Annotated in this window: 16 protein-coding genes; 5 read left to right on the top strand and 11 right to left on the bottom strand. The window is 53.5% G+C overall.

Going from position 1 to position 16,214, the window contains the following annotated elements:
- Window positions 1–647 precede the first annotated feature (647 nt).
- Complete coding sequence (locus HZZ01_RS01565) at window positions 648–1,865, top strand: pyridoxal phosphate-dependent aminotransferase (RefSeq protein WP_179895215.1); 1,218 nt, start codon at window positions 648–650, stop codon at window positions 1,863–1,865.
- A 69-nt stretch (window positions 1,866–1,934) separates the two neighbouring features.
- On the top strand, window positions 1,935–2,534 hold the full coding sequence (gene yfbR / locus HZZ01_RS01560) for a 5'-deoxynucleotidase (RefSeq protein WP_179895214.1): 600 nt from the start codon (window positions 1,935–1,937) through the stop codon (window positions 2,532–2,534).
- Between the two features lie 29 nt (window positions 2,535–2,563).
- On the opposite strand, the gene HZZ01_RS01555 is transcribed toward yfbR, so the two are convergent.
- From HZZ01_RS01555 to yfbV, 3 genes are all read right to left on the bottom strand, one after another.
- Complete coding sequence (locus HZZ01_RS01555) at window positions 2,564–3,223, bottom strand: sugar phosphatase (RefSeq protein ID WP_179895213.1); 660 nt, start codon at window positions 3,221–3,223, stop codon at window positions 2,564–2,566.
- A gap of 13 nt (window positions 3,224–3,236) precedes the next feature.
- Window positions 3,237–3,731, bottom strand: a complete 495-nt coding sequence (locus tag HZZ01_RS01550) for a YfbU family protein (RefSeq protein ID WP_179897015.1) — start codon at window positions 3,729–3,731, stop codon at window positions 3,237–3,239.
- A gap of 145 nt (window positions 3,732–3,876) precedes the next feature.
- A complete protein-coding gene (yfbV, locus tag HZZ01_RS01545; protein ID WP_179895212.1) occupies window positions 3,877–4,329 on the bottom strand; it encodes a terminus macrodomain insulation protein YfbV in 453 nt (150 codons plus the stop codon).
- 337 nt (window positions 4,330–4,666) lie between these two features.
- Between yfbV and ackA the strand changes: the two genes are divergently transcribed.
- Window positions 4,667–5,869 carry an acetate kinase gene (ackA, locus tag HZZ01_RS01540; RefSeq protein WP_179895211.1) on the top strand — a complete coding sequence of 401 codons (1,203 nt, stop codon included), beginning with the start codon at window positions 4,667–4,669 and terminating at the stop codon, window positions 5,867–5,869.
- Window positions 5,870–5,955: 86 nt separating this feature from the next.
- Entirely contained in the window at window positions 5,956–8,085 is a 2,130-nt protein-coding gene (gene pta / locus HZZ01_RS01535; RefSeq protein WP_179897013.1) for a phosphate acetyltransferase, read from the top strand.
- 109 nt (window positions 8,086–8,194) lie between these two features.
- Here pta and yfcD read toward each other — a convergent pair whose 3' ends face one another.
- Together yfcD and yfcF are read right to left on the bottom strand one after the other, a co-directional pair.
- Complete coding sequence (gene yfcD, locus HZZ01_RS01530) at window positions 8,195–8,719, bottom strand: NUDIX hydrolase YfcD (protein WP_003854255.1); 525 nt, start codon at window positions 8,717–8,719, stop codon at window positions 8,195–8,197.
- Between the two features lie 108 nt (window positions 8,720–8,827).
- Window positions 8,828–9,469, bottom strand: a complete 642-nt coding sequence (gene yfcF, locus HZZ01_RS01525; RefSeq protein ID WP_179895210.1) for a glutathione transferase — start codon at window positions 9,467–9,469, stop codon at window positions 8,828–8,830.
- Window positions 9,470–9,651: 182 nt separating this feature from the next.
- Here yfcF and HZZ01_RS01520 point away from each other — a divergent pair, with 182 nt between their 5' ends.
- Window positions 9,652–10,551 (top strand): TIGR01777 family oxidoreductase, encoded by a 900-nt coding sequence (locus HZZ01_RS01520; RefSeq protein ID WP_179895209.1) that lies wholly within the window; start codon window positions 9,652–9,654, stop codon window positions 10,549–10,551.
- A 35-nt stretch (window positions 10,552–10,586) separates the two neighbouring features.
- Here HZZ01_RS01520 and hisP read toward each other — a convergent pair whose 3' ends face one another.
- The 6 genes from hisP to purF form a co-directional block, all read right to left on the bottom strand.
- Complete coding sequence (gene hisP, locus HZZ01_RS01515; protein ID WP_179895208.1) at window positions 10,587–11,360, bottom strand: histidine ABC transporter ATP-binding protein HisP; 774 nt, start codon at window positions 11,358–11,360, stop codon at window positions 10,587–10,589.
- Between the two features lie 8 nt (window positions 11,361–11,368).
- The gene (locus HZZ01_RS01510) at window positions 11,369–12,085 is read right to left on the bottom strand and encodes an ABC transporter permease (protein WP_090959168.1); all 717 of its coding nucleotides are present in this window, start codon (window positions 12,083–12,085) and stop codon (window positions 11,369–11,371) included.
- Entirely contained in the window at window positions 12,078–12,767 is a 690-nt protein-coding gene (locus tag HZZ01_RS01505) for a histidine ABC transporter permease HisQ (protein ID WP_003854260.1), read from the bottom strand. Before HZZ01_RS01505 ends, HZZ01_RS01510 begins: the two co-directional genes overlap by 8 nt.
- 179 nt (window positions 12,768–12,946) lie before the next feature.
- Window positions 12,947–13,729: a lysine/arginine/ornithine ABC transporter substrate-binding protein ArgT gene (argT, locus tag HZZ01_RS01500; protein WP_179895207.1), complete on the bottom strand. Its 783-nt coding sequence runs from the start codon at window positions 13,727–13,729 to the stop codon at window positions 12,947–12,949.
- Between the two features lie 259 nt (window positions 13,730–13,988).
- Window positions 13,989–14,558 (bottom strand): UbiX family flavin prenyltransferase, encoded by a 570-nt coding sequence (locus HZZ01_RS01495; RefSeq protein WP_179895206.1) that lies wholly within the window; start codon window positions 14,556–14,558, stop codon window positions 13,989–13,991.
- Window positions 14,559–14,670: 112 nt separating this feature from the next.
- Window positions 14,671–16,188 carry an amidophosphoribosyltransferase gene (gene purF / locus HZZ01_RS01490; protein ID WP_013358590.1) on the bottom strand — a complete coding sequence of 506 codons (1,518 nt, stop codon included), beginning with the start codon at window positions 16,186–16,188 and terminating at the stop codon, window positions 14,671–14,673.
- Window positions 16,189–16,214 lie beyond the last annotated feature (26 nt).

Raw genomic sequence — 16,214 nt, 5'->3', positions numbered from 1 at the left:
ATTAAATAATAAATTATACTTAATCATTTTTGACTTCAAAATGGAAATGATTTTGTGAAAAGCGCTGTAAATTTTGCGTTAAAGGCATTTCCGGACCCTTATGCCATATTATTGATCACTTTTTAAGCCTTCAATGTTCTGAAATTTAGTGCGGAAGTGTTAAGTAGTGCTCACTATCCTGCGATTTGTATGCCGGACAAAGGGGTTCTTTTGATACTTTTCCGGCAATCACAAGGCCTTAAATGCGGCACTCTTAAGCAGCGTTAAGGCGTAATCATTACGCACGTTATAAAATCGTCCAAAAAATGAACATTAATACAATATCATTTAACTATTTCTCTAAGGGTATATTTCGGGTGCAAAGAAAAGTTTCAATTCGATAACTTCCAGATAGCTTTCATAATGCCAGAGCCAGATGTCGTCTCAGCCGCGCTTTGGACAAGTTAAAATACTGCCTTAACACCTATTTATAGTTTTATTAACCAGACCTGGCTTTAACCATTATTTTTTACGCTGCGCACTGTGCAAAAAGTTGTTAAACCCGCCAAAACGGGGCGGCACCCTTCTTTTGTGACCGTGAGGAGAGTACATTGTGCTGGTTCGATTTCTGTGGCAGCCAAAAGGATTCTGCCCATAAGGCGGTAACAATGACTTTTAAAATTGATAAATCCGGAAAACTCGATAACGTCTGCTATGACATCCGTGGCCCGGTACTAAAAGAGGCTAAGCGCCTCGAAGAGGAAGGTAATAAAGTTCTGAAACTGAACATCGGCAACCCGGCGCCGTTTGGTTTCGAAGCACCGGATGAAATCCTGGTTGATGTCATTCGTAACCTTCCCAGCTCTCAGGGTTATTGCGACTCCAAGGGTCTCTATTCCGCCCGTAAAGCCATCATGCAGCATTACCAGGCACGCGATATGCGCGATGTCACGGTAGAAGATATCTACATTGGTAATGGTGTTTCAGAGCTTATCGTGCAGGCGATGCAGGCGTTACTGAACAGCGGCGACGAAATGCTGGTGCCCGCACCCGACTATCCGTTATGGACGGCGGCCGTTTCCCTCTCCAGTGGTAAAGCAGTGCACTATCTGTGTGACGAGTCAGCAGGCTGGTTCCCTGATCTGGATGATATCCGCAGCAAGATAACACCGCGTACACGTGGCATTGTGATTATCAACCCGAATAACCCTACCGGTGCGGTTTACAGCAAAGAGTTGCTGTTAGAGGTGGTTGAAATTGCGCGTCAGCATAACCTGATTATTTTCGCCGATGAGATCTATGACAAGATTCTCTACGACGACGCACAGCACCACTGCATCGCGGCTCTGGCACCCGATCTGTTGACCGTGACGTTCAATGGCCTCTCCAAAACCTATCGCGTGGCCGGTTTCCGTCAGGGCTGGATGGTACTGAACGGGCCGAAGAAACACGCGAAAGGTTATATTGAAGGGCTTGAAATGCTAGCCTCCATGCGTCTGTGTGCCAACGTACCGGCGCAGCATGCGATTCAGACGGCACTGGGCGGCTATCAGAGCATCAGCGAATTTATTATGCCTGGCGGTCGTCTCTACGAACAGCGCCAGCGCGCCTGGGAGTTGATCAACGATATTCCTGGCGTCAGCTGTGTGAAGCCGCAGGGCGCGCTCTACATGTTCCCTAAAATTGATGCCAAAAAATTCAATATCTTCGACGATCAGAAGATGGTGCTGGATTTTCTGTTACAGGAGAAAGTGTTGCTGGTTCAGGGCAGTGCTTTTAACTGGCCGTGGCCCGATCACCTGCGCATCGTTACGTTGCCGCGCGTCGACGATCTTGAGATGGCGATTAATAAATTTGGTCGATTCCTGCAAGGCTATCGTCAGTAATCCTGCCCGCGTATACTGACGCTATTTGGGGAGAGCCTGTCTCTCCCCTGCCTGCCAACAGGAACGCTCATGACACAAAGCCACTTCTTTGCTCACCTCTCCCGTCTTAAGCTCATCAATCGCTGGCCGCTGATGCGCAATGTGCGCACCGAAAATGTCTCTGAACACAGTCTGCAGGTCGCCATGGTGGCGCACGCCCTGTCGGTGATCAAAAATCTCAAGTTCAGCGGGTCGCTTAATGCCGATCGCATTGCCATGCTGGCGCTGTATCACGATGCCAGCGAAGTGCTTACCGGCGACTTACCCACGCCCGTAAAGTATTACAACGCGCAGATCGCCCACGAATATAAAAAAATCGAGAAGATTGCCCAGCAGAAGCTGATTGAGATGCTGCCGGAAGAATTTCAGGCAATCTATCGCCCGCTGATTGATGAACATCTGCATAGCGAAGAGGAGCAGGCCGTTGTGAAACAGGCGGATGCGCTCTGTGCCTATGTTAAGTGTCTTGAGGAGTTGTCTGCCGGGAATAATGAATTTTTACTGGCCAAAGCGCGGCTGGAAAAGACGTTAGCGCAGCGTCGATCGCCGGAGATGGATTACTTCGTTGAAGTGTTCATTCCAAGCTTCAGCCTGTCTCTGGATGAAATCTCGCAGGATACGCCTCTGTAAGCCCGGCGGTCTGGCCGCCGGGCCGACCCTTAACCCTGCTGGCTAAAGGTAAAAGTGCCGTCAGATTGGCGGGTAACCACCAGCGACGCCAGTGATTCGAGCTTAAGCGCCACGTCATGCAGTCGGGGTGTCTCCGCCGGAGGATTGATTGCAATAACCGTACAGCCCGCGTTCAGGCCAGATAAAATTCCGGCGGGAGCATCTTCTGCTACTACGCACGATGTCGCCGCTAACCCCAGCTTCTCCGCACCCAGCAGATAGGGATCAGGCTCAGGTTTACCCTTCGCCACCTGCTCAGCCGTAATGAACACAGCAGGCTTTGGTAACCCTGCGGCTTTATGACGGGCATGAGCGACCGGCACCGAGCCTGAGGTGACAATTGCCCAGGGAATATTCAGTTCGTTCAGCCGGTTCAGCAACGCGTTCGCACCGGGCAGCGCCTGCACACCGTCGGTGTCCGCCGCTTCAGCCTGTTCCAGCGCGACAAACTCCGCCTGGATAGCCTCTTCCGACTGGCCTGCCATAAAATGACGCAAAGAGGTAATCGCCTGTTTGCCATGAATGAAATCCAGGATCTCATCAGCGGCGATGCCATGACGCGCACCCCACTGGCTCCAGGCTCGTTCAACCGCTGGCAGTGAATCCACCAGCGTGCCGTCTAAATCAAATAGAAAACCTCTGTAGGTCACGCGCTCCTCCTCATCAGGCATTGATCACTTGCGCAATTTCGTTTGCACTTAAATGGTACTGGCGCGGACAAGTCTGCCATAAAGCTAACATGCGTTGATACTTTTCCCACATCGGGGTCTGCGCATTAAAACCATGAGTGCCGGAATCGAAGTGGGTATAACGCCCTTCTGTATTGACCATAAAGCGGACGTAACCCAACAGGCGAGCTTCCGTTGCCGCATCAAAGCCCAGAAAGGCGAGACGGCGCTCTTCCAGCGGACTCTGAGCTTTCAGATTTGACCAGGAGACGTGGAGAGCGTGATGCATCTCCATAAACTCGATCACCGTCCGACAGACAGCTTCGCTGAGTTCGCCAAACTCTTTGTCCAGCTCATGCATCTGCAGCGCATAGCCGCGTTCGATGATGGTCTGGTAACGGCGAAAGCGTTCAGCATTTTCAGGCTCAAGCATGGCCATGATTTTATATTGGTTGGTAAGAATCAAACGCTGTGCATGGGTCATTTCCATCATTTACTCCCGGTCATAGACCGCTCAGTCAGTCGACAAGGGAGAAATGATTGCACAGCGTCACCGACACGGAAATCGCCGTATCGCCTTTCTTTGATTTGGCCGCAGGTTAGCGGTAATTATTTTACCGCTAACCTGAGATGGATCAGAGATCGTCCAGGAAGGTACGATCGAGTTGTTTAAAGGCCCGCTTTAACAGATCGGCCAGCGTCTGATAGGTCGGCTTACCTTCTACCGGTGCTATCGCCTGCCCCGCCTCTTCCAGCCGGGTCCGCACTTCATGAAACCAGCTAAGTAGCGTTGGGGGCAGTGGCGTCACTGAACGCTTGCCCAGCCACCACAGTCCCTGCATCGGCAGGCTACAGGCAAACAGCGCCGTCGCCACAGCCGGGCCTAACTGACCGTCCATCGCGATTTGCCAGGTCAGCGTAAAGATCGCCAGAGGTGGCATAAAACGAATGGCAAAACGCGTTGCCGATGAAATCCGGTTTTCCGGGAACACGGGGGCCAGGCGCTTATCAGCAGGCCAGGTCTTCATATAGTGCTGGCCGCGCTGAAACATCTGAAACCAATTGGTACTGCCAGATTCATTCGCCATGGCTCACCTCAACTAATACTGCAAAGATTAAAAAATAGTTATAAAGACACAACTTTACGTAACAACCTTCAATTATTTTTGTCTTTAAAGATGACTCCAGCTATTCTGACGCCGTTTTAACACTTCTCCGGAAGCGGAATGCGCCTTTGGGAAGAGCCCTGAGCCAGGTTTCGACAAGGCAATCTTCAAATTTTCGCGTAAGATTGCCGAAATTTTTTGCGGAATCGCAGATATCTGTCTACCGCATGATGTTTGTCATTAATCTACCAGCTTTCATGGGCTACGCTGATAGTCTGATTGCCTTTTATTTAGCCACTCTCAAAAAATAGGTACTTCCATGTCGAGTAAGTTAGTTCTGGTTCTGAACTGTGGCAGCTCTTCCCTTAAGTTTGCCATTCTCAACCCTGCCAGCGGTGAAGAGTTTCTGTCAGGCCTGGCGGAATGTTTCCATCTGCCTGAAGCCCGCATCAAATGGAAGCTGGAAGGCGAAAAACAGGAAGCGCCTCTGGGTGCTGGCGCCGCGCACAGCGAAGCGCTGAACTTTATCGTTAAATCCATTCTGGCACAAAAACCTGAGCTTTCGGCACAAATTGCTGCAATCGGCCATCGTATCGTTCACGGCGGCGAGAAGCTGACTCAGTCAGTCATCATCACTGAAGAAATCGTCCAGGGCATTAAAGACGCCTCCTCTTTCGCACCGCTGCACAATCCGGCTCACCTGATCGGCATTGATGAAGCGATGAAAAATTTCCCTCACCTGTCAGACAAGAATGTGGCGGTATTTGACACCGCTTTCCATCAGACAATGCCGGAAGAGTCTTATCTCTATGCACTGCCGTACAAATTGTACAAAGAACATGGCGTTCGTCGCTATGGCGCGCATGGTACCAGCCACTTCTACGTGACTCACGAAGCGGCCAAAATGCTTAACAAGCCACTGGCGTCACTGAACATCATCACCTGCCACCTCGGCAATGGCGGTTCGGTCTCTGCTATTCGCAACGGCGAGTGTGTGGACACCTCAATGGGTCTGACTCCGCTGGAAGGCCTGGTGATGGGTACGCGCAGTGGCGACATCGACCCGGCTATAATCTTCTTCCTGCACGATACGCTGGGTATGAGCGTTGACGCCATCAATAAACTGCTGACCAAGGAGTCTGGCCTGTTAGGTCTGACCGAAGTCACAAGCGACTGCCGCTACGTTGAAGATAACTACACCACCAAAGAAGATGCGAAGCGTGCAATGGATGTCTTCTGTCATCGTCTGGCAAAATATATCGGCAGCTACACCGCGCTGATGGATGGCCGTCTTGACGCTGTAGTGTTTACTGGCGGTATCGGCGAAAACGCCGCGATGGTGCGTGAACTCTCACTAAAAAAACTGGCGCTACTGGGCTTTGACGTTGACCACGATCGCAACCTGGCAGCCCGTTTCGGCAAGTCTGGTTACATCAATAAAGAAGGCACCCGCCCGGCGCTGGTGATTCCGACCAACGAAGAACTGGTCATCGCCCAGGACGCCGCGCGTCTGACTGCGTAAAACACTTCTCTCCGTCAGCTCAGGCTGGCGGAGTTGTTTTTGACACCCTGCCATTACTGAGAGGTTCAAACGTGTCACGTACAATTATGCTCATTCCGACCGGCACCAGCGTCGGCCTGACCAGTGTCAGCCTCGGCGTAATCCGCGCCATGGAGCGCAAAGGCGTTCGTCTCAGCGTCTTTAAGCCGATTGCTCAGCCGCGTAGCGGCGGCGATACGCCGGATCAAACCACCACTATTATCCGTAAGAACTCCTCGATTCCTGCCGCTGAACCGCTGCAGATGTCACGTGTGGAATCACTGCTGGGATCGAACCAGCAGGATGTGCTGATGGAAGAGATCATCTCCCGCTACCATGCCAACACGCAGGATGCGGAAGTGGTGCTGGTTGAAGGGCTTGTCCCGACCCGTAAGCATCAGTTCGCCAACGCGCTGAACTATGAAATCGCCAAAACCCTGAATGCGGAAATCGTCTTCGTGATGGCGCTGGGCAATGACTCTCCGGCACAACTGAAAGAGCGCATTGAACTGACTCAGAGCAGCTTCGGTGGTCAGAAAAACAAAAATATCACGGGCGTGATTATCAATAAACTCAACGCGCCGGTCGATGATCAGGGGCGTACCCGCCCTGACCTGTCAGAGATCTTTGATGACTCGTCAAAAGCCAGCATCGCCAATATCGATCCTAAACAGCTGTTCTCAGACAGTCCGCTGCCGGTGCTGGGCTGCGTTCCGTGGAGCTTTGATCTGATCGCCACCCGCGCGATCGATATGTGCCGTCACCTGGATGCCCGTATCATCAACGAAGGTGAGATTCAGACCCGCCGGGTTAAATCCGTCACTTTCTGCGCACGTAGTATCCCGCACATGCTGGAGCATTTCCGTCCAGGCTCACTGCTGGTGACGTCCGCAGACCGCCCTGATGTGCTGGTCGCCGCTTGTCTGGCCGCGATGAACGGCATTGAGATTGGTGCAATCCTGCTGACCGGTAACTACGAGATTGACGATCGCATCGCCCGTCTCTGCGACCGCGCCTTCCAGACCGGCCTGCCGGTGTTTATGGTGAAAACCAATACGTGGCAGACCTCCCTGAGCCTGCAGAGCTTTAACCTTGAAGTCCCTGCTGACGATACACAGCGCATTGAGAAAGTGCAGGAATATGTGGCCAGCTACATCAATGCTGACTGGATTGAGTCACTGACCGCCACCTCAGAGCGCAGCCGTCGCCTGTCGCCACCAGCCTTCCGTTATCAGCTGACTGAACTGGCGCGTAAAGCGGGTAAACGCGTCGTACTGCCAGAAGGTGATGAGCCGCGTACGGTCAAAGCGGCCTCTATCTGTGCTGAGCGCGGTATCGCCACCTGCGTACTGTTAGGCAATCCGGATGAGATCCAGCGTGTCGCTGCGGCTCAGGGTGTCGTACTGGGCAAAGGCGTCGAGATTGTTGACCCGGAACAGGTGCGTGAAAACTACGTGCCACGTCTTGTTGAGCTGCGTAAGAGCAAAGGCATGACCGAAGTGGTCGCGCAGGAGCAGCTGGAAGATAACGTGGTGCTTGGCACCATGATGCTGGAGAGCGGCGAAGTGGATGGTCTGGTTTCAGGAGCGGTCCACACCACCGCCAACACCATTCGTCCGCCACTGCAGTTGATCAAAACCGCGCCGAACAGCTCACTGGTTTCATCCGTGTTCTTTATGCTGCTGCCGGAGCAGGTACTGGTTTACGGTGACTGCGCGATTAACCCGGATCCGACCGCTGAACAGCTGGCTGAGATCGCTATCCAGTCAGCTGATTCTGCCAGCGCCTTCGGTATCGATCCGCGTGTGGCGATGATCTCCTACTCTACCGGTACATCAGGTGCAGGTAGCGATGTTGAGAAAGTGCGTGAAGCAACGCGCATTGCGCAGGAGAAACGTCCTGATCTGGTCATTGATGGTCCGCTGCAGTATGACGCCGCGATCATGGAAGATGTGGCGAAATCGAAAGCGCCTGATTCACAGGTTGCAGGTCGCGCTACCGTGTTTATCTTCCCGGATCTCAACACCGGTAACACCACGTATAAAGCGGTACAGCGTTCAGCCGATCTGATCTCAATCGGACCGATGCTGCAGGGTATGCGTAAGCCGGTCAACGATCTGTCGCGCGGTGCGCTGGTTGACGACATCGTCTATACCATCGCCCTGACGGCTATTCAGTCTCAGCAGGCTGAAGGCTAAGCGTCTGTCAGGAACAAAAAAGGCATGCCCCAGAGCATGCCTTTTTTTCGCCGGTAAAAACGCTGTACGCGTAAACGCGGGTCGCTGACACGCGTCAGAGCTTCTGTTATCAGGCCCGGTTATCGCCGTTGCGGCTCATCCACAGGGAGAGTGCTTTCAGCGAATCGTCGGTGAACTCATCACAGCGTGCGGTGATCTCATCGGGCGTCATCCAGATAATCTCATCGACTTCCGATTCCTGCATGGCGAATGGGCCGTGTGACACACAACTGAACAGACCGCCCCAGACACGGCAATGCTGATCTTCGAAGTAGAATTTGCCATGCTCAGCAAACGGCACGGCGGCAATCCCTAACTCCTCTTCCGCTTCACGTCGCGCAGATTCCAGCATATCTTCACCGCTCTGCACCACGCCGCCTGCGGTTGCGTCCAGTTTGCCCGGCATAAAATCTTTTATCTCGGTGCGACGCTGTACCAGAATCTTACCCATACCGTCATGAACCACGATATAGGTGGCGCGGTGACGCAGGCACTGAGCACGCATCTGCGCGCGGGTCGCCTGAGCAACGACTTCATTCTCTTCGTTTACGATATCGACCCACTCGATGCCGTCACCCGCAGTTTGATCCACCATCCGTAACCCTTTCCTGTTTGGCGTACAGTTGTGTACGCAGTTTGCCACGTCTTTATTTTTATGTGGCGTAAGGTAATCACTTCCGCCAGCCTGAGCAAGCCCTGGCTGTTACCGATTTTTACCACTTTCTGCTAACCACAGCTGTACCGAGGCTCGCTGCCACTGAAACTCAGCATAATGCTGTAAGCGTGCAGGCAAAGGATCGCCATGCAGCACCAGCCGGTTAAGCATCACCGCCAGATCGGTATCTGCAATTGACCACTCGCCAAACAGGTTCTGCTGTCCGTCTGGCAGCAGACGATCGACAGCCGTAACGAGTTTATCTACTGCCTGCTGGGCTGACGTGGTCAGCGGCGCAAAGCGTTCACCGGCAAACAGCACCTCTGTCGGACGCTCCTGACGAATCCACAGGAAGTCGCTGCGCAACCAGGCCTGAATCTCTCTGGCGCGCGCGCGCTTCTCGCGGTCACGTGGATAAAGGCGTTCAAACTCAGGTGCCGGAAAACGCTCTTCAAGGTATTCGGCAATCGCCGAGGATTCGCTTAACAGAAAGTCATCAATCTGCAGGGTTGGAACCCGGCAGGTCAGCGACAGCTCACGGTATGCCGCGGCGTATTGCTGATTCTGTGACAAATCGACGCGTTTCAGATGGAAAGGGATCCCTTTTTCGTTAAGGGCAACGTAGGCCGACATGGCGTAAGGACTAAAAAATGATGAATCTGACCACAGGGTGATGGACGGATAATTCATCGGTTACCTCAATTGGCTGTCAGGATTGCATCATGTTTACCGATTTTTTTTTGCGAAGGCAACGCTGAGCTGATCCGATCTCTGCTTCCGGAAGAAGAAAGCGCGACGCGACTCACTCTAGAGTGGCTCCACTCTTCTATGCTGAAAGGTGCAAATAACAAAAACATCAAGGGAGCTGCAACATGCACATTCTTATTACCGGTGGCACAGGACTGATTGGCCGTCACCTGATTCCTCGCCTGCAACAGCTGGGCCATCAGCTCAGTGTGGTAACGCGCGATGTGGTCAGCGCACGTGAAAAACTGGGCGATAACGTCTCGCTATGGTCAGGACTGACGCAACAGTCGAATCTGAATAACGTCGATGCGGTGATTAATCTGGCGGGTGAACCTATCGCCGACAAACGCTGGACAGAGCCGCATAAGCAGCAGTTGTGCGAAAGTCGCTGGCAGATAACGGAGCAGATCGCCTCACTGATCAACGCCAGCGCCACGCCACCCTCCGTATTCATCTCAGGTTCAGCAACCGGCTTTTATGGCAATACCGGCGATCTGGTGCTGACCGAAGAGGATCAGGGGCAGGATGAGTTTACGCATCAGCTCTGCGCCCGCTGGGAGCAGCTGGCGCTCACCGCTGAAAGCGAACGCACCCGCGTCTGTCTGCTGCGTACCGGCGTGGTGCTGGCACCCGAGGGTGGCGCGCTCAGCAAAATGAAGCTGCCCTTTAAGCTCGGCATCGGCGGGCCGATCGGCAGTGGCAAACAGTACATGCCGTGGATCCACATTGATGACATGCTTAACGCCATTATCTGGCTGCTGGATCACGACAATCTGCGGGGGCCGTTCAATATGGTTGCACCTTACGCGGTGCGTAATGAGCAGTTTGCCGCCACGCTGGGCCGGGTCATGCATCGTCCGGCCTTTATGCGCACGCCTGCCAGCGCTATTAAGCTGATGATGGGCGAATCATCGGTACTGGTGCTGGGAGGACAGCATGTGCTGCCAAAGCAGCTGGAAGCGTCAGGGTTTGCCTTCCGCTGGTACGATCTGCAGGAGGCGTTGCAGGATGTGGTGAAGCATTAACCTGAAGCCCGCGCCTTCCAGACGCGGGCGCAGGACTACTTAAGCGATCCCTTGAGGAACTGCTGTAAGCGTGGACTTTTCGGGCTGCCGAACACGTCCGCAGGTGGCCCCTGCTCTTCAATTTTGCCCTGATGCAGGAAAATCACATGACTGGAGACGTGACGGGCAAACTCCATCTCGTGGGTAACCACCACCATGGTTTTGCCCTCTTCCGCCAGTTTCTGCATGATGCGCAGCACTTCGCCTACCAGTTCCGGATCCAGCGCCGACGTCGGTTCATCAAACAGCAACACTTCCGGCTCCATCGCCAGCGCGCGTGCGATCGACACACGCTGCTGCTGTCCACCAGAGAGGTGTACCGGGTACTTCGCCTGCGCCCGTGCATCAATGCCCACTTTATCGAGATAGCGAATTGCGCGCTCACGCGCTTCCGCTTTGCTCAGGCCCAGCACCTGAATCGGCGCTTCCATCACGTTTTCCAGCACCGTCATGTGGCTCCAGAGATTGAAGTGCTGGAACACCATGGTGAGGCTGGTACGCAATGCGCGGAGCTGCTCTTTGTCAGCCACTTTGAGCTGACCATCCTTGTCGCGAACCAGCGTAATCTGCTGGTTATTGACCACGATGCTGCCCTCGCTTGGTTTTTCGAGGAAGTTGATGCAGCGTAAAAAGGTACTTTTCCCTGAACCGGACGACCCAATGATACTGATCACATCGCCCGCTTTAGCAGTTAACGAGACCCCTTTCAGCACTTCATGTTCACCGTAACGTTTATGCAATTCGGTGACGCTTAATTTATTGTCAGCCATAGTTCTACTCAATGCGATGAAGAGGGTTTCACGTGGGCCAGCCAGCGACGTTCCGCCAGGCGGAACAGGCTGATTAACACGTAAGAGATAATCAGGTACAACACAGCCGCCAGGCCAAAGGCGGTAAACGGCTGATAAGTCGCTGAGTTAATATCCCGTGCGATTTTCAGCAGATCGGGCACCGTAGCGGTAAAGGCCAGCGCCGTGGAGTGCAGCATCAGAATCACTTCGTTGCTGTAGGCCGGCAGTGCCGTGCGCAGCGCCGAGGGCAGGATAATACAGCGATAGAGTTTAAAGGTGGAGAAGCCATACGCCCGCGCTGCCTCAATCTCACCGTGTGGCACCGAACGAATGGCACCCGCAAAGATTTCCGTGGTGTAGGCGCAGGTGTTCAGGGTGAAGGCAAGTAACGTACAGTTCAGGCCGCTGCGGAAAAACGCGTTCAGCAATTCAGTGCCTTTCACAATCTCCAGAGTGTACATGCCGGAGTAGAAGACCAGCAACTGCACATAAAGCGGCGTACCGCGAAATACGTAGGTAAAGAGCCAGACCGGAAAACTGATAAACCGATTGGGCGAAACCCGCGCTATCGCCAGCAGGATGGCCAGACAGCCACCAACGGTAACCGACAGGATCAGCAGCCACAAGGTGATAGCCACACCGGTAAAACGATAACCGTCAGTCCAGAGCAGCGATTTCCAGTATTCCTGAATAATCTCAATCATAACTCGCCCTCTTCACACCGACCGTATAGCGACGGTTCAGCCACCACAGCACACCGTTCGACAGCGTGGTGAATACCAGATAAATCACACCGGCTACAATGGCAAAGTAGAATGGCTGCCAGGTACTTTTCCCCGCCAGTTGCGTTGCCTTCACGACATCTTCCAGTCCCAGCAGTGAGACCAGTGCGGTAGCTTTCAGAATCACCTGCCAGTTGTTGCCGATGCCCGGCAACGCATAGCGCATCATGGCCGGAAACAGAATGCGACGGAACACCTGCGCGCTGGTAAACCCAAATGCGGTGGCCGCTTCAATCTGCCCCTGAGGCACAGCCATAAAGGCACCACGGAAGGTTTCGGTAAAGTAGGCACCATAGATAAAGCCGAGTGTGATGATACCGGCCACCATCGGATCGATATCAAACTGCGCCATGCCCAGCGCATCGGTTACCTGGTTGAGGACAATCTGCAGACCGTAGAAGATCAGCAGCATCAGTACGAGGTCAGGCACGCCACGAATCAGCGTGGTGTAGCCTTCAAAAATCATCGCCAGCGGCCGGCTGCGCGACAGTTTCGCGCCTGCGCCAATCAGGCCCAGCAGCACGGCCAGTACGACGGAGGTGAGTGCCAGCTCCAGCGTCACCAGCGTGCCCCGAAGAATTACATCAGAATAGCCATACAGCATCGAAAGGGTCCTGTCGTGGGGTGAAAACGAAACGCTGCCCGCAAGCGAGACGGGCAGTTTAACTTTACCTCTCCGTTGAAGATGCTATCCGCCATCAGCGGGACTGGTCCGGTTTCTGCCTCGGGCAGAACGGGCTCAGTCCCGGCATAACGGAAACAGAGGGTAAAGCGACAGGATGGTTAGTCGCCGTACACATTGAAATCGAAGTATTTCTTCGCAATCTTGTCGTAGGTGCCATCTTTACGCATGTCAGAGAAGGCTTTGTCGATGGCCGCTTTCAGTTCGCTGTCATCTTTACGCAGTCCCATACCGGTGCCGACGCCAAAGATCTTGTCATCTTTCACCGACGGACCGGCGAAAGCGTAGTTTTTACCGACTGGCTGTTTAAGGAAACCTTCGCTGGCCTGCACTTCATCCTGGAAGGCAGCATCAATACGACCCGCATTCAGATCCTGATAAACCAGATCCTGGTTAGCATAAGGGGTTACGTTAACCCCTTTAGGCCGCCAGTTCTGATTGGCATAGGTTTCCTGCGTGGTGCCCTGCAGCAGGCCGATATTTTTGCCTTTCAGCGACTCGATAGTCGGCTGAATTTTCGATCCCTTCGGTGCGACTAAACGTGCGTTAGCGGCGTAAAGTTTTTCCGAGAAAGCGATCTCTTCCTGACGTTTTGCTGTGATGGAAAGTGAGGAGATGATGGCATCAATTTTCTTCGCTTTCAGCGAAGGGATCAGCGCATCGAAGTCGCTTTCAACGTAGGTGCATTGGGTATGAATACGTTTACAGATTTCGTTAGCGAGATCGATATCGAAGCCCACTAGCTTGCCTTGCGCGTTTTTCGACTCAAACGGTGGGTAAGTTGGATCTGTACCGATACGGATTGAACCCGGCACTGCCGCGAAGACGCTGGCAGCACTGGATAAGCCCAGCATCAGGGAAAGAGCCAGAACACGCTTTTTCATAGATTACCCTCAAGTGAAGTGCTTTTTGTTATGTGGTTCGTGATGTGTTTGCGCAAAGTAATTTGCATGTTTCATGCCAGATCTGCAAGTTATCCACGCTGTTAGCGTGATGTCAGACAGGCGAAAACGCTGTATTTGTGAGGGGAATATAGCAGTGTAGTGAAAGAGAAAAAGCGACGTTGTTAACTTTTGGTGCATCAAATGCACGAAGAGTGATCCGAGGCGCGCTTATGCACTAAATAAGTGCGCCAGCGGAACTTTATGCGCCCTGCCAGCGCACAAAGAGATCTTCAGGTAATTCGATATCAAACTGGTCGATAACCCGGTTGACGGTCTGATCGATCAACTGATCGATGGTTTCAGGCCGGTGATAAAATGCCGGCACAGGCGGCATGATAATCGCCCCCAGTTCCGCGGCGGTGGTCATCATTCGCAGATGACCGACATGCAGCGGGGTTTCGCGTACGCACAATACCAGCTTGCGCTGCTCTTTTAGCACCACATCAGCCGCTCGGGTCAGCAACGAATCACTGTAACTGTGCACGATGCCTGAAAGCGTTTTCATTGAGCAGGGTAAAATCGCCATGCCGAGCGTCTTAAACGATCCTGACGAGATATTTGCTGCAATATCGCGCACGTCATGCACCACATCGGCCAGCGCCTGCACGTCACGCAGCGAATAATCACTCTCCAGCGCCAGCGTCTGACGGGCCGCCTGACTCATGACCAGATGCGTTTCTACTTCTTCTACCTGCTGCAATACCTGCAGCATGCGCACGCCATAGATCACCCCGCTTGCGCCAGAGATGCCAATGATGAGTCGTTTCATATTCCAACCTTATGTCAGCCAATGCGCCATCATACGCGGCCAGCGGGTTTCTGAAAACAAACAGGGCGGGATTGCTCCCGCCCTGCTTTATGCTGCCCGCCTGCTGAGCGTATCAGCCCTCGTTGTGCAGCTCGAGGTTTTCGACTTCGTTCTGGCGCTGAAGCGCTTTGGCATCATCGTTACGCAGCGACTCCAGATACTCCAGATACTGCTGATCGACATCTTTCGTCACGTAAATACCGTTGAACACCGAGCACTCAAACTGGGCAATGTCCGGGTTCTCTTCACGCACCGCTTCGATAAGATCGTCCAGGTCCTGGAAAATCAGCGCATCGGCTTTAATCAGCTGGCGAATCTCTTCCACTTCACGGCCATGCGCGATCAGTTCCGTGGCGCTTGGCATATCAATGCCGTAGACGTTAGGGAAGCGAATTTCCGGTGCTGCGGAGGCCAGATAAACCCGTTTTGCGCCGGCTTCACGCGCCATCTCAATGATCTGCTCTGAGGTGGTGCCGCGTACGATGGAGTCATCTACCAGCAGAACGTTTTTATCACGGAATTCGGCGCGGTTAGCGTTGAGCTTGCGGCGAACCGCGCTGCGACGTAACTGCTGGCCCGGCATGATAAAGGTACGGCCTACGTAACGGTTTTTCACGAAGCCCTGACGATAAGGCTTGTCGAGAATACGGGCAATTTCCAGCGCGATATCGGTAGAGGTTTCCGGAATCGGAATCACGACGTCGATATCAAGATCTTCCCACTCGCGGGCAATTTTCTCGCCCAGCTTGGTGCCCATGCGGACACGGGCGCTGTAGACGGAAATTTTATCAAGGAAAGAGTCCGGACGGGCAAAATAGACATATTCGAACAGACACGGATTGCTTTTCGGGTTTTCAGCACACTGTCGGGTAGACAGCTGGCCCGCTTCAGTAACATAAACCGCTTCACCCGGTGCGACGTCACGGATGAATTCAAAGCCCAGCGTATCCAGCGCCACGCTCTCGGAGGCAACCATATATTCAGTGCGACCATCAGCGATAACGCGCTTGCCCAGCACCAGCGGACGGATACCGTTGGGATCACGAAAAGCGACCATGCCATGACCGATAATCATCGCCACGACGGCGTAAGCACCGCGTACCTGCTGATGTACGGCAGCCACCGCAGCAAAAATGTTGTCGGCTTCCAGCGGATCATTTTGAAAACGATCAAGCTCCTGCGCAAAGATGTTCAGCAGGATTTCAGAATCTGAGGTGGTGTTAACGTGACGGCGGCCCTTTTCAAACAGGTGCTTACGCAGCACATGGGCGTTGGTCAGGTTACCGTTGTGCGCCAGGGTGATGCCATACGGGGAGTTTACATAGAATGGCTGCGCTTCTGAGGCACTGGAGCTTCCCGCGGTTGGATAACGCGCGTGGCCGATCCCCATATTGCCCTGCAGACGCTGCATGTGGCGTGCTTCGAAAACGTCGCTGACCAGGCCGTTTGCCTTTCGCAGGCGAAAACATTTCAGCGCATCAATGGTACAAATGCCTGCGGCATCCTGCCCGCGGTGCTGGAGCACCGTTAACGCGTCATAGATCGACTGGTTGACCGGCATGAAACCGGTGATACCGACAATACCGCACATGTTGTCATTTCCTCATTAAGCCGCAC

Origin of the sequence: Pantoea sp. WMus005, from assembly GCF_013415305.1 — a bacterium.
In the GTDB taxonomy this organism is placed as follows: Bacteria; Pseudomonadota; Gammaproteobacteria; order Enterobacterales; family Enterobacteriaceae; genus Pantoea; species Pantoea rara.
The sequence above is the reverse complement of the archived record's forward strand: the minus strand, read 5'-3'. Positions and strand labels throughout refer to the sequence as shown.

Bases quoted from the DNA above. Each gene is read 5' to 3' on its own strand.
- HZZ01_RS01565 (WP_179895215.1), top strand. From the start codon at position 648: ATGACTTTTAAAATTGATAAATCCGGAAAACTCGATAACGTCTGCTAT.
- yfbR (WP_179895214.1), top strand. From the start codon at position 1,935: ATGACACAAAGCCACTTCTTTGCTCACCTCTCCCGTCTTAAGCTCATC.
- HZZ01_RS01550 (WP_179897015.1), bottom strand. From the start codon at position 3,731: ATGGAAATGACCCATGCACAGCGTTTGATTCTTACCAACCAATATAAA.
- yfbV (WP_179895212.1), bottom strand. From the start codon at position 4,329: ATGGCGAATGAATCTGGCAGTACCAATTGGTTTCAGATGTTTCAGCGC.
- ackA (WP_179895211.1), top strand. From the start codon at position 4,667: ATGTCGAGTAAGTTAGTTCTGGTTCTGAACTGTGGCAGCTCTTCCCTT.
- pta (WP_179897013.1), top strand. From the start codon at position 5,956: ATGCTCATTCCGACCGGCACCAGCGTCGGCCTGACCAGTGTCAGCCTC.
- yfcD (WP_003854255.1), bottom strand. From the start codon at position 8,719: ATGGTGGATCAAACTGCGGGTGACGGCATCGAGTGGGTCGATATCGTA.
- yfcF (WP_179895210.1), bottom strand. From the start codon at position 9,469: ATGAATTATCCGTCCATCACCCTGTGGTCAGATTCATCATTTTTTAGT.
- HZZ01_RS01520 (WP_179895209.1), top strand. From the start codon at position 9,652: ATGCACATTCTTATTACCGGTGGCACAGGACTGATTGGCCGTCACCTG.
- hisP (WP_179895208.1), bottom strand. From the start codon at position 11,360: ATGGCTGACAATAAATTAAGCGTCACCGAATTGCATAAACGTTACGGT.
- HZZ01_RS01510 (WP_090959168.1), bottom strand. From the start codon at position 12,085: ATGATTGAGATTATTCAGGAATACTGGAAATCGCTGCTCTGGACTGAC.
- HZZ01_RS01505 (WP_003854260.1), bottom strand. From the start codon at position 12,767: ATGCTGTATGGCTATTCTGATGTAATTCTTCGGGGCACGCTGGTGACG.
- argT (WP_179895207.1), bottom strand. From the start codon at position 13,729: ATGAAAAAGCGTGTTCTGGCTCTTTCCCTGATGCTGGGCTTATCCAGT.
- HZZ01_RS01495 (WP_179895206.1), bottom strand. From the start codon at position 14,558: ATGAAACGACTCATCATTGGCATCTCTGGCGCAAGCGGGGTGATCTAT.
- purF (WP_013358590.1), bottom strand. From the start codon at position 16,188: ATGTGCGGTATTGTCGGTATCACCGGTTTCATGCCGGTCAACCAGTCG.